Here is a 12,923-nt window from a genome sequence, read left to right as displayed (position 1 = left end):
GCTCAGACCTCCAGCTCCGCCTCGATCTTCCGCAGCTGGTGGCGCGCCATCGCGAGGTTGGCCCGGCCGCCGTCCAGCACGAGGTAGAGGAAGAGGCCGTTGCTGCCACGGGTCTTGAGCAGCCGGATCAGGTGGTACTGGGTGCCGAGGGTGATCAGGATGTCCTCGATCTCGTCCTTGATGCCCAGGTGCTCCATCGTCCGGAGCTTCGCCCGGACCACATCGGTGTTGCCGGCCGCGGCGACCTCCAGGTTGAAGTCCTTGCCACCGCCGAGGGTGCCCAGGGCCATGCCGCTGGTGTAGTCGACGAGTGCGACACCGAGGGTCCCCTCGATCGACGCCATCGCATCCTTCAGTGACGCTTCGGTGTTGGCCATAGTGCTCGTTTCCTTTCCCTGGCCGGCCCGGTGGCCGGTCCGTTGCTTGGTGGTGCGCTTTCCGTCCGTGGCGCGTGCGTGACGGGCCGCGGCGGGTGTCACGGGGAGTCCGGGGTGACGGTGCGGCGGGGCAGGGCCCGTGACTGCTGCGGCCGTGGGGGCGGCGGGGGGCGGTCGGGGCGGTCCTGGGAGGCGTCGACCAGTTCGCCGATGCGTGCCCCGGCGCGGCGGCCCTCCAGGTGGAGACGGCCGACGTTGATGCGGTCCTCGGCCAGCAGGGTGAGGACGGCGGAGGAGCCCGCCGCGTAGGTGGCGATGTAGCCGCTCTCGCCACGGATCAGGAGTTCGCGGAAGCCGCCGCGTCCGGTGGCGTCGGTCATCCGGATCGAGACGCCGAGTGCGGCGGCGGTCAGCGCGGCGACGCCCTCGGCCTCGATGCCCGGGGTGTCCTGGGCGACGACCATGCCGTCCGTACTGGCGGCCAGGGCGCCGGTCAGGAGGGGCACCCGGGCGCGTAACCGCTGGAGCTCGTCGAGGACGTCCCTTACCTCTGCCTCGGGCACCATCAGCTGTCTCCTCCCGGCACGCTGTCTGAGCGCGCGTATCACAAGGCCTCCAATGCGTCTCTGAGCCGGCGCAACAGGGCGACGTCGGGGTCGTTCGTGACCTCGGGCAGCGTGATGCGTCCGGGCCCGGACGCCGGTGCGGAGCCCCCTGCGGCGGGGCGGACCGCTTCGACCAGGCCGGCGGCGGCGAGCCGGCGCAGGTCGACCAGGATGTGGAAGGCCGAGCGGCCCAGCTCCTGGGCGATGTCCGTGGCCGTGCGCTCGCCGTTCACCAGGGCCAGGACGCGGCGCTGGCGTGGCGGGACCGGGGCGTCCACCGGGTGGGCCGTGGGGGAGAGCGGCGCGCTGTCGGTGAGCGCGTCCGGCCAGATCCGGTCCAGGAGTTCCCGGCGCCGGAGCGTCTCGCGCTGCACGGCGTGCACGGGCACGGGGCGGACGGGGCCGATCCAGTGGGAGACGCCGTAGCGGAAGCGGGCGGGTGTGTGCGTGGGGGCCAGGGCGAAGAACGCCGCGTCGTACAGGGCGCCCAGATGGCAGAGCTCCAGCGCGCCGCCGGGGACCCGGCCGCTGTCCACGAGGTAGCGGCCGACCCGCTGTCCGGCGCCCGCCTGGGCGACCGCCTCCCACCAGCCCTCGGAGCGCAGGGCCCCGCCCGTGGTGAGCAGGACGTCGATCCCGGGGGTCGCGGGGCTCTCCGCGTGGACGACCTGGCCGTCGGCGAGGTAGAGGGTGCCGCGGTCGCGCATCAGCGCGCCGGTGGCGCGCTCCGCCTCGAGCCGCTGCAGCATCGGGGAGGGCGCGGCCCGTTCGGCTGCGCCGGGCCGGACGGTGGCGGTGGGTCTCATGCCAGGACCAGCCGCTCCGCTATCTCGCCGAGCCGGATGCGTGCCAGGGCGAGATTGCCCTCCGCGCGGTCCAGCCAGAGGTGGAGGAAGACGCTGCTGTCGAAGGCCGTCTCGACGAAACGGAGGATGTGGTAGCCGGGGGCGGTGGTGACGATGACGTCCTCGACGGCGGGGGCGGGCGGCCCCGGTGAGCCGGCGGGTGCCTCCGCCTGGGCGAAGACCGGCTGTTCGGCGGCCATCCTCGCCACCTCGGCCGTCTCGGCGGCCGTGGCCTCGTGGTCCCCGTTGGGCGACTCGCCGATGGTGCCGAGCGCGAGCCCGCTCGTCCAGTCGACCACCGAGGCACCCCGGGCACCGGGCAGCCTCATGACTTCGATCAGGCACTCGTCGATCCCGGGCAACGCGAAATCCCTCCCGACGTGGCGTACGGATGTAATGGAGAGGCTACGCAACGTGTGTGTGCCCGGTGGGAGTTCTGGCATTTTCCACAGGTACATGCGGCGGGCCGTGTAAAGGAAGCCAGGTGGACGCGCGACAGCCGGCCGGAACGGGTCCGGCCGGCTGTCCTTCCGTGGCGGGGCGGTCCGCCTCCGCCCGTCGTCAGGCCTTCTCGCGGGCCCGCATCACCGCCCTGTTGACCACCCAGAGACCGATTCCGATCAGGAGGAGGATCCCGGCCCGGATGTAGACGTCCCCGGCCCGGTCGGCCAGCGGGCTCGCCAGGATCAGGGACGTGATCGCCCCCAGCACGGGCAGCGCCGTCGGCGTACGGAAGTGCCGGTGGTCCACGCGGTCCCTGCGCAGCACCAGTACGGAGATGTTGACGACGGCGAAGACGCAGAGGAGCAGGAAGGACGTGGTGTCGCCGAGGCCCTCGATCTCGCCGGTGGAGACGAGCCCGACCGCGAGCACGGTCACGAAGAGGATGCCGGCCCAGGGGGTGCGGCGTCCGGCGAGGACGCTGCCCATCGCGCGGGGCAGGATGCGTTCGTTGGCCATGCCGTAGCAGAGCCGTGAGGCCATCATGATGTTGATCAGTGCCGAGTTGGTGACCGCGAACAGGGCGATGAGGGCGAAGAGTTTCGGCGGGAAGTCGACGCCGCCCGCCTTCACCACTTCGAGGAGCGGGCCGCTGGATCCCTCCAGGGTGCGGGAGTCGACGAGCAGGGACGAGACCAGGGCGACCAGGACGTAGACGGTGCCGGTCACCGCGACGCCGACGAAGATGGCACGCGGGAAGGTCCTGGCCGGATCGTGGGTCTCCTCGGCCATGTTCACCGAGTCCTCGAAGCCGACGAAGGCGAAGAAGCCGAGCGCGGTCGCGCCGAGGACGCCGGTGATCAGGGCGTATCCCGTGCCGCCCGTCTCCAGGTCGGTGAGCCGGGAGGGTTCGCCCTCGCCGGCGAACACGGCGTAGGCGCCGATCGAGAGGATCACGACGAGCCCGCTGAGCTCGACGAGCGTCAGGACGACGTTCGCCTTCACCGACTCCGAGACGCCCCGCAGGTTGATCGCCGCCAGCACCAGGATGAAGAGGATCGCGACGAGTGTGGGCGGCACGGCGTCGGTGAACTCGCCGAGGTAGTCGCCGCTGAAGGCGCGGGCCGCGGCGCTGGCGGAGGACAGGCCCGAGCACATCACCATGAAGGCGACGACGAAGGTCAGGAACGGGACCTTGAACGCCTTCTGGGTGTAGAGCGCCGCGCCGGCCGCCTTGGGGTACTTCCCGACGAGCTCGACGTACGAGGCCGCTGTGAGCAGCGCGACCACGAAACCGATCAGGAACGGCAGCCAGAGCGCCCCGCCGATCTTGCCCGCGACCTTTCCGGTGGTGGCGTAGATGCCGGTGCCGAGGATGTCGCCGATGACGAACAGGATGAGGAGCTTGGGGCCGATGGCCCGCTTGAGGGCGGGCTCACCGGCTGAGGTCGTGGGCTGCGATGCGGGCACGGGGCCTCCCCGGGAGAGTGATGAGTTCAGGCCTGCCCGGGGGAGACGGCGGCCTCACCTGTTGACTAGGACTATTCAGACGGACAGGATGTGAATAAGAGAGTCACATTCGCGAGGAGGCATCGCCATGTCAGGACCCCGCCCCGTACGGGCACCGCGCGGTACGGAACTGAGCGCCCTGGGATGGCAGCAGGAAGCCGCCCTCCGCATGCTGCAGAACAACCTCGACCCCGAGGTCGCCGAGCACCCCGACAAGCTCGTCGTCTACGGCGGCACGGGCAAGGCGGCCCGCGACTGGCGGTCCTTCGACGCCATGGTCCGTACGCTGCGGACGCTCAAGCAGGACGAGACGATGCTCGTCCAGTCCGGGCGGCCGGTCGGCGTCATGCAGACCCACGAATGGGCGCCGCGCGTCCTGATCGCCAACTCCAACCTGGTCGGCGACTGGGCCAACTGGGAGGAGTTCCGCCGTCTGGAGGCCCTCGGGCTCACCATGTACGGGCAGATGACCGCCGGGTCCTGGATCTACATCGGGACGCAGGGCATCCTCCAGGGCACCTACGAGACGTTCGCCGCGGTCGCCGCGAAGAAGTTCGGCGGCACCCTGGCCGGCACGATCACCCTGACCGCCGGTCTCGGCGGCATGGGCGGCGCCCAGCCCCTCGCGGTGACGATGAACGACGGCGTCGCGATCTGTGTCGACGTCGACCCGCGCGCCATCGAGCGCCGCATCGAGCACAAGTACCTGGACGTGAGGGCCGACTCCCTGGAGCACGCGCTCCAGCTGGCGGTGGAGGCGCGCGACGCCCGCCGTCCGCTCTCCATCGGCCTGCTCGGCAACGCGGCGGAGCTCCTTCCGCGCATGCTCGCCGAGGGCGCCCCCGTCGACATCGTGACCGACCAGACCTCGGCCCACGACCCGCTCGCGTACCTCCCCGCCGGTGTCGGCTTCGACGACATGGCCTCGTACGCGGCGAAGGACCCCGCGGGCTTCACCACCCGCGCGCGTGAGTCGATGGCCAGGCACGTCGAGGCCATGGTCGGCTTCATGGACGCGGGCGCCGAGGTCTTCGACTACGGCAACTCGATCCGGGGCGAGGCCCAGCTCGCCGGTTACGCGCGCGCGTTCGACTTCCCGGGCTTCGTGCCCGCCTACATCCGGCCGCTCTTCTGCGAGGGCAAGGGCCCCTTCCGCTGGGCCGCGCTCTCGGGCGAGGCCTCGGACATCCACAAGACCGACAAGGCGCTCCTGGACCTCTTCCCGGAGAACGAGTCGCTGCACCGCTGGATCAGGATGGCCGGGGAGCGGGTCCACTTCCAGGGACTGCCCGCGCGCATCTGCTGGCTCGGCCAGGGCGAGCGCGACAAGGCGGGCGACATGTTCAACGACATGGTCGGCGACGGCACCCTCGCCGCCCCGCTCGCGATCGGCCGCGACCACCTGGACTGCGGTTCGGTGGCCTCCCCCTACCGCGAGACGGAGGCCATGCTCGACGGCTCCGACGCGATCGCCGACTGGCCGCTCCTGAACGCCATGGTGAACGTCGCCTCCGGCGCCTCCTGGGTCTCCATCCACCACGGCGGCGGCGTCGGCATGGGCCGCTCCCTCCACGCGGGCCAGGTCTCGGTCGCCGACGGCACGAAGCTGGCCGGCGAGAAGATCCGCCGCGTCCTCACCAACGACCCGGGCATGGGCGTCATCCGGCACGTGGACGCGGGCTACGACATCGCGGAGTCGGTGGCGGACGAGCGCGGCGTGCGCATCCCGATGCGGGAGGAAGGCACCGCGTGAGTGACACCTTCCACGCCATGTGGCGCTCGCTGCGGCCCGTCGGCCGCAGCGACGCCTCCGGCGGATACCGCCGCTACGCCTGGACCGGCGCCGACACCGAGTGCCGCCTGTGGTTCCAGGCGCAGGCCGAGGCGCGCCGGCTCGACTACGAGGTCGACCGCAACGGCAACCAGTGGGCCTGGCTCGGCGACCCGCTCGCCGGGGACGCCGTGGTCACCGGGTCCCACCTCGACTCCGTGCCCGACGGCGGCGCCTTCGACGGACCTCTGGGCGTGGTGTCCTCCTTCGCCGCCCTGGACGAACTCCGCCGCAGGAAAGCGGTCTTCACCCGGCCCTTCGCCATCACCAACTTCGGTGACGAGGAGGGGGCCCGCTTCGGGCTGGCCTGCGTCGGCTCCCGGCTCGCCGCCGGACAGCTGACCGCCGAGCAGGCGCACCGGCTCCGCGACGGGGACGGCGTCTCGCTCCCGCAGGCCATGGAGGCCGCGGGGTACGACCCCGACGCCATCGGGCCCGACCCCGAACGGCTCGCCCGCATCGGCGCGTTCGTCGAGCTCCATGTGGAGCAGGGGCGCGCCCTCGACCTGAGCGGGGACCCGGTCGGGATCGCCTCGGCCATCTGGCCGCACGGCCGCTGGAGGTTCGACTTCCGGGGCGAGGCCAACCACGCCGGTACGACACGCCTCGCCGACCGCCGCGACCCGATGCTCCCGTACGCCGAGACCGTGCTCGCGGCCCGGCGCGAGGCGGAGCTCGCCGGAGGTCTCGCGACCTTCGGCAAGATCGCCGTCGAGCCGAACGGAGTCAACGCGATCCCCTCCCTGGTGCGGGGCTGGCTCGACTCACGCGCCGCCGACCAGGCCACTCTCGACGCCGTCGTGAGCGGCGTCGAGCGGGCCGCCCGGGAGCACGCCGAGCGGGCCGGGATCGATCTCGACGTCGTACGCGAGTCGTTCACGCCGGTGGTGGACTTCCAGCACGCGCTCCGGGACGAGATCGGCCGGGTGCTGGCGAAGCGCGGCCCGGACGGTGGTGGCCGCACCGTGCCCGTGCTCGGCACGGGGGCGGGACACGACGCGGGTATTTTGTCCGCTTCCGTGCCGACCGCCATGCTGTTCGTACGGAACCCCACCGGGATCTCGCACTCACCTGCCGAACACGCCGCCGAGGACGACTGCGTGGCCGGGGTGAGGGCACTCGCCGACGTACTGGAAGGTCTCGCGTGCAGCTGACAACGCAACCGACGGGCACACCGGTCACCGCGACGTACTGGATGTCGCACGCCTGGCTCGGGACCCATGTCGAGCCGGGCGTCCTCCTGGACGTGGCCGGCGGACGCATCGCCGGCGTCCGGACGGGCATCGACGCACCGCCGCCCGGCGCCGTCGTGCTCGACGGGCTGACCGTCCCGGGACTGGCCAACACCCACTCGCACGCCTTCCACCGCGCGCTGCGCTCCACCGTCCAGGTGGGGTCCGGCACCTTCTGGACCTGGCGCGAACTCATGTACCGGACGGCCTCCCGGCTCACCCCCGACACCTACTACGACCTGGCCCGTGCCACGTACGCCGAGATGGCGCTGGCCGGGATCACCGCGGTGGGCGAATTCCACTACGTGCACCACACGCCCGGAGGCACGCCCTACGACGATCCGAACGCCATGGGCGAGGCGCTCATCGCGGCGGCGGCCGACGCAGGGATCCGCATCACCCTGCTCGACACCGCCTACCTGGCCGCCGGCTTCGGCGAGAAGCCGAGCCGGCACCAGCTGCGCTTCTCCGACACCACCGCCGACGCCTGGGCCGAGCGCGCCTCCCTCCTCAAGGGTGACGACGACATGGTGGTGATCGGCGCCGCGATCCACTCCGTGCGCGCCGTCCCGGCCGGGCAGCTCTCCACCGTCGCGCAGTGGGCGCAGGAGCGGGCGGTCCCGCTCCATGTCCACCTCTCCGAGCAGACCGCGGAGAACGACGCCTGCCTCGCCGCCCACCGCCGCACCCCCGCTCAGCTCCTCGCCGACCACGGGGTCCTCGGCCCGCACACCACCGGCATCCACAACACGCACCTCACGGCCGAGGACATCGACCTCCTGGGCTCCTCCCGGACGGGCACCTGCATGTGCCCCACGACCGAACGCGACCTCGCCGACGGCATCGGCCCGGCCACCGCCCTCCAGGGCGCGGGCTCCCCCCTCTCGCTGGGCAGTGACAGCCACGCCGTGATCGACCTCTTCGAGGAGGCTCGGGCGATGGAGCTCAACGAACGCCTGCGCACCCATGTCCGGGGTCACTGGACGGCGGCGGCACTGCTCAGGGCGGCTTCCGCCGAGGGGCACGCCGCGCTCGGCCGCCCGGACGCGGGCGTGCTCGAACCGGGCGCGCCCGCCGACCTCGCCACCGTCGCGCTGGACTCCGTCAGAACAGCGGGGCCGGTGCCCCGGCTGGCAGCCGAGGCAGCCGTATTCGCCGCGACCGCCGCCGATGTGCGGCACACCGTGGTGGCGGGCCGGCACATCGTCCGGGACGGCCGGCACACCCGGGTCGACGACGTGCCCGGAGCGCTCGCCTCGGCCGTCGCAGCCCTGTACACCTGAGCGCACGGCCGAGCCCCGCACCGTGAACCCGGGCCGCGAACAGGCCCGAGCCGAGAGAAAGCTGTGCACGGATGACGACGACCGCCATCACCCACATCGCGAACCTGGTCACCAACGACCCCTCCCTCGGTGACGGGACCCCCCTGGGACTGATCCAGGACGCGGCCGTCGTCATCGACGGCGACCGCATCGTCTGGACCGGTGAATCCAGCAAAGCACCCGCCACCGACAACGCCGTCGACGCGGGCGGCCGCGCCGTGATCCCCGGGTTCGTCGACTCCCACTCCCACCTGGTGTTCGCCGGCGACCGCACCGCCGAGTTCAACGCCCGTATGTCCGGCCGCCCCTACTCCGCGGGCGGCATCCGCACGACCGTCGCCGCCACCCGCGCCGCCTCCGACGAGGAGCTCTCCGCCAACGTCGCGCGCTACCTCGCGGAGGCGCTCCGGCAGGGCACCACCACCTTCGAGACCAAGTCCGGCTACGGCCTCACCGTCGAGGACGAGGCACGCGCCCTGCGCGTCGCCGCCCGCCACACCGACGAGGTCACCTTCCTCGGCGCCCACATCGTCTCCCCGGACTACGCCGACGACCCCGACGGTTACGTCGGCCTCGTCACCGGCCCGATGCTGGACGCCTGCGCCCCGTACGCCCGTTGGATCGACGTCTTCTGCGAGCGAGGCGCCTTCGACGAGGACCAGGCGCGCACGGTCCTCACCGCGGGGAAGGCCAGGGGCCTCCACCCCCGCGTCCACGCCAACCAGCTCGGCCACGGCCCCGGCGTCCGGCTCGCCGTCGAGCTGGACGCCGCGTCCGCCGACCACTGCACCCATCTCGACGACGCCGACCTCGACGCGCTCGGCCAGGGCTCCACCGTCGCCACCCTGCTCCCCGGCGCCGAGTTCTCCACCCGGGCGGCCTGGCCCGACGCCCGCCGCATCCTCGGCGCGGGCGCCACCGTCGCCCTGTCCACGGACTGCAACCCGGGCTCCTCGTTCACCTCCTCCATGCCGTTCTGCGTCGCCCTCGCCGTACGGGACATGAACATGACCCCCGACGAAGCGGTCTGGTCCGCCACCGCCGGAGGCGCCGCCGCCCTGCGCCGCACCGACATCGGCCGGATCACCCCCGGCGCCCGTGCCGACCTGGTGATGCTGGACGCGCCGAGCCATGTCCACCTGGCCTACCGGCCGGGAGTCCCCCTGGTGGCGGCCGTGTGGCGGGGCGGCGAGAGGGCGGTGTGACGGCGGCGCACCCGATATTCCCGGTCGGTCACAGGATGTCGCGGCTGTCTACCGCCGGGTGACCGCGCCCGGTACCGTTCTGGGCAGCGTGGCTCAGGGGGGCGGGACCGGGGGGTTCGTGTGAGCAGCAGGCGCATACGTGTGGTCAGGCCCGGAGATCTGGGCGCGGGGGACATCGAGAGCTGGCGGGAGCTCCGGGCCGAGTCGGGCGCCCCGGCCCATCCGTTCATGGAGCCGGAGTTCGCCCTCGCCGTCGGCCGGGTCCGGCCGCACGCGCGGGTGGCGCTGATCAGCGAGGAAGCCGGGGTCGGCGGGCGATCCGCCGGGCCGGTCGGCGGGCGATCCGTGGGACCGGTCGGCGGGCGATCCGTGGGACCGGCCGGTTTCCTCCCCTTCGAGCGGGGCCGGTTCGGCCACGGCCGGGCCATCGGCTTCGGGGTCTCCGACGTCCAGGGCGCCGTGCTGCGTCCCGGCCTTCCGCTGGACGCGAGGGAGCTGCTGCGGGCCTGCGGGCTCTCCGCGTGGGAGTTCGACAACCTCGAGGAGGGCCAGGGCCTCTTCGGGCCGGACGCCGCCCGCTCGTACGCCTCGTACGTCATCGATGTCGGCGACGGTTACGAGAGCTACGAGCAGGTTCTGCGGGCACGGTCGCCGAAGTTCCTCAGGACCACCCTGGCCAAGGAGCGCAAGCTCGGCCGCGACGCCGGGGAGGTGCGGTTCGTCCTCGACGAGCGTGACCCCGCGGTGCTGCGGACCCTGATGGGGTGGAAGTCCGCGCAGTACCGCAGGACCGGACGCCGCGACCGCTTCGCGAAGAGGTGGATCCGCGACCTGGTGGAGTTCCTCTTCCACACCCGGGCGCCCGGGTGTTCGGGCCTGCTCTCCGTCCTGTACGCCGGTGACCGGCCCGTCGCCGCCCACTTCGGGCTGCGCTCGCGCACCGTGCTCTCCTGCTGGTTCCCGGCGTACGACCCCGGGTTCGCGAAGTTCTCCCCGGGCCTGATCCTGCATCTGAGGATGGCGCGGGCCGCGGCGGACGACGGCATCGGGATGCTCGACATGGGGCGCGGTGCTGCCGAGTACAAGGACGCCCTGAAGACGGGCGAACTCACGGTGTACGAGGGCGCCTCGGTCCGGCCGGGCCTGGGCGCGGCCCTCCAGTGGGCCGGCCGTGAACCCGCCCGCCGCGCGCACGGCTTCGTACGGAACCGGCCACGGCTGGCGGGCCTGGCGCAGCGCGGCCTCGAACGGGCCGGCCGGCTGCGCGAACCGAAACGTCCATAGCGTCACGACCCGGGGGGACCGGATGCCGTACGGGAACGAACGGACGGGGAGCGCGGAGCGGTTACCCGGCATCGGCCGGCTCGCCGGCATGGCCGTCGCCGAGCTGGAGCTCGACGCCGCCGACGGCACGGGCGCCCGGATCGGGCCCGCGCCCGGCGGCCCGCCCCTGGGCCCGCCGGCCGGTGAGGAGCAGCGGATCTTCGCCCTCGTACGGCTGCGCGGGCGCCCCGTCGGCACGGTCGTCGGGCGCGTCAGAGCGGGCGACGACCCGGCCTCCGTACTGGCCGAGCAGGCGGCGGACGAGATCGACGTCCCGGACGCCCCGGGGCGGCCTCCGGCCGGGGAGGTGCCCAGGGCCACGGTCGTCGTCGCGACCCGGGAGCGCCCCGCGCAGCTCGCCCGCGCCCTCGATTCGCTGCTCGCCCAGGACCATCCGGACTTCGAGATCGTGGTCGTCGACAACGCCCCGGCCACGGACGCCACCCGTGAGCTCGTCACCTCCGCCTACGCCGGCCGGGGGGTGAGCTACGCCTGTGAGCCGGTGCCCGGCCTGGCAGCCGCGCACAACAGAGGGGTTCTCCTCGCGAAGGCGGACATCGTCGCCTTCACCGACGACGACGTCGTCGCCGACCCGCACTGGCTCGGCGCCCTCACCCGGCCCTTCGGCGAGGATCCCGCGCTCGCCTGCGCCACGGGTCTGATCCTGCCGGCCAGGCTGAGCACCCCCGCGCAGATCCTGCTGGAGAGCCACGGCGGATTCGCCAAGGGGTTCACCGCACGCCGCTACGACCCCGCGCACCCGCCCGCCGACGAGCCGCTCTTCCCGTTCACCGCGGGGCGCTTCGGCTCCGGCGCCAACATGGCGTTCCGACGCGATGCGTTGAAGGCCGTCGGCGGTTTCGACCCCGCCACCGGGACCGGCACCGCGGCCAAGGGCGGCGACGACCTCTACGCGTTCGTACGGCTCCTCGCCGAGGGCCACCCGCTGCACTACACGCCCGAAGCGATCGTCTGGCACCACCACCGGGAGCGCTGGGAGGACCTCTGCGGGCAGGCGTACGGCTACGGCGCCGGGCTGACCGCCTGCCTCACCGCGCTGCTGGTCCGCAGGCCCGCCCTGCTGCCGTCCCTCCTGGCCCGGCTGCCGCGCGGCCTCGCCCGCGCCCGCACGATGACGGCGCCCCGTGCCACCGGCGCCGCGGCGAGCGGTGTTCCCGGCGCGCACGGCGCCTACACCTACCCGTGGCCCCGACATCTGTCCCGGCTGGAGCGCAGAGGTCTGCTGTACGGCCCCCTCGGATACGTACGCGCGCGGTTCGCCGTCCGTGGCGGGTCACTTCCCTGGGAGACGAGATGAGGGCGCGCGGAACCGAAGGGACCGAACGGGCCCGGATACCCGTGCTGCTGTACCACGCGGTGATGGACGACCCCCCGGGGTGGATCGCCGAATTCACGGTCACGCCGAAGGAGTTCGCCGCCCAGTTGGACGTGATCGGAGCCTGTGGCCGCACACCGGTCCCGGTCGGCGCGCTCGTCGCCCATCTCGCGGGGCGTGAGCCGCTGCCGGACCGGCCCGTCGTCCTGACCTTCGACGACGGTTTCGCGGACCTGCCGGGGCCGACCGCCGAGGCGCTCGCCGGACGGTCGATGCCGGCCACCGCGTATCTCACGACGGGCGCGCTGACCCGGTCGGGCGGGGGCAGCCTGCTGCCGCCCGCGCCGATGATGAGGCTGGCCCAGGCGCCCCTGCTGGAGCAGTACGGCATGGAGGTGGGCGGGCACACCGTGACCCACGCCCAGCTGGACACCCTGCCCCCCGAGGCCCTGCGCTCGGAACTCGTCGACTCCAGGAAGGCGCTGGAGGACGTCCTGGGCCACGAGGTGACTCATCTCGCCTATCCGCACGGTTACAACAGCGTGCGCGTGCGCCGTGCCGCCCGCGCCGCCGGTTACGAGAGCGCGGTCGCCGTCCGGCACGCGCTGAGCTCCGGCCGGGACGAGCCGTACCGGATCGCGCGGCTGATCCTGCGGCGGAGCCACACCGTGCGGGACGTGGAGCGCTGGATGGCGGGCGAGGGCGCGCGCGTGGCGCCGTTCCGCGACTCCCTGCCGACGGTGGGCTGGCGGTGGTACCGGCGGGGGCGGGCCGCTGTGCGGGGGCCGGAGTTCGCCGGATGACGTAGGAGCGGAGGAAAAAGGGCGAGAGCGCCACAAAGCAGAATCTCATTCCTATACTTCGCTCAAGGGGACAGCGGCGTGACGGCCGCGACCA

12 protein-coding genes are annotated in these 12,923 nt (G+C 72.9%); 7 read left to right on the top strand and 5 right to left on the bottom strand.

The features are described 5' to 3' along the window. Window positions 1-2: 2 nt before the first annotated feature. The 5 genes from AB0P41_RS21680 to AB0P41_RS21660 form a co-directional block, all read right to left on the bottom strand. Window positions 3-377, bottom strand: coding sequence for a hypothetical protein (locus AB0P41_RS21680; RefSeq protein WP_104786472.1), 375 nt, complete (start codon window positions 375-377; stop codon window positions 3-5). A gap of 98 nt (window positions 378-475) precedes the next feature. Next, window positions 476-943: a roadblock/LC7 domain-containing protein gene (locus AB0P41_RS21675; protein ID WP_356709562.1), complete on the bottom strand. Its 468-nt coding sequence runs from the start codon at window positions 941-943 to the stop codon at window positions 476-478. Window positions 944-981: 38 nt separating this feature from the next. Next, window positions 982-1,788, bottom strand: a complete 807-nt coding sequence (locus AB0P41_RS21670) for a helix-turn-helix domain-containing protein (protein ID WP_356709558.1) — start codon at window positions 1,786-1,788, stop codon at window positions 982-984. Next, window positions 1,785-2,189, bottom strand: coding sequence for a hypothetical protein (locus tag AB0P41_RS21665; RefSeq protein ID WP_356709556.1), 405 nt, complete (start codon window positions 2,187-2,189; stop codon window positions 1,785-1,787). Before AB0P41_RS21665 ends, AB0P41_RS21670 begins: the two co-directional genes overlap by 4 nt. Window positions 2,190-2,388: 199 nt before the next feature. Further along, window positions 2,389-3,738, bottom strand: a complete 1,350-nt coding sequence (locus AB0P41_RS21660; protein WP_365933573.1) for an APC family permease — start codon at window positions 3,736-3,738, stop codon at window positions 2,389-2,391. A 127-nt stretch (window positions 3,739-3,865) separates the two neighbouring features. On the opposite strand from AB0P41_RS21660, the gene hutU reads away from it, so the two are divergent. The 7 genes from hutU to AB0P41_RS21625 all read left to right on the top strand — a co-directional run bounded on the left by hutU (window position 3,866) and on the right by AB0P41_RS21625 (window position 12,829). Then, on the top strand, window positions 3,866-5,530 hold the full coding sequence (hutU, locus tag AB0P41_RS21655; protein WP_365933572.1) for a urocanate hydratase: 1,665 nt from the start codon (window positions 3,866-3,868) through the stop codon (window positions 5,528-5,530). A 17-nt stretch (window positions 5,531-5,547) separates the two neighbouring features. After that, a complete protein-coding gene (locus AB0P41_RS21650; protein ID WP_365933845.1) occupies window positions 5,548-6,762 on the top strand; it encodes an allantoate amidohydrolase in 1,215 nt (404 codons plus the stop codon). Next, complete coding sequence (locus tag AB0P41_RS21645; RefSeq protein WP_365933569.1) at window positions 6,753-8,123, top strand: formimidoylglutamate deiminase; 1,371 nt, start codon at window positions 6,753-6,755, stop codon at window positions 8,121-8,123. Before AB0P41_RS21650 ends, AB0P41_RS21645 begins: the two co-directional genes overlap by 10 nt. 71 nt (window positions 8,124-8,194) lie before the next feature. Beyond that, window positions 8,195-9,367 (top strand): imidazolonepropionase, encoded by a 1,173-nt coding sequence (gene hutI / locus AB0P41_RS21640; RefSeq protein WP_356709548.1) that lies wholly within the window; start codon window positions 8,195-8,197, stop codon window positions 9,365-9,367. Window positions 9,368-9,487: 120 nt separating this feature from the next. Beyond that, window positions 9,488-10,651, top strand: a complete 1,164-nt coding sequence (locus AB0P41_RS21635) for a GNAT family N-acetyltransferase (protein ID WP_365933567.1) — start codon at window positions 9,488-9,490, stop codon at window positions 10,649-10,651. Between the two features lie 88 nt (window positions 10,652-10,739). Further along, window positions 10,740-12,008 carry a glycosyltransferase family 2 protein gene (locus tag AB0P41_RS21630; protein WP_365933843.1) on the top strand — a complete coding sequence of 423 codons (1,269 nt, stop codon included), beginning with the start codon at window positions 10,740-10,742 and terminating at the stop codon, window positions 12,006-12,008. Next, window positions 12,005-12,829, top strand: coding sequence for a polysaccharide deacetylase family protein (locus AB0P41_RS21625; protein WP_365933565.1), 825 nt, complete (start codon window positions 12,005-12,007; stop codon window positions 12,827-12,829). Before AB0P41_RS21630 ends, AB0P41_RS21625 begins: the two co-directional genes overlap by 4 nt. Window positions 12,830-12,923 lie beyond the last annotated feature (94 nt).

The organism is Streptomyces sp. NPDC079167 (genome assembly GCF_040686735.1).
In the GTDB taxonomy this organism is placed as follows: domain Bacteria; phylum Actinomycetota; class Actinomycetes; order Streptomycetales; family Streptomycetaceae; genus Streptomyces.
Note: the sequence above shows the minus strand (reverse complement) of the source record. Positions and strands in the feature narration are given on the sequence as shown.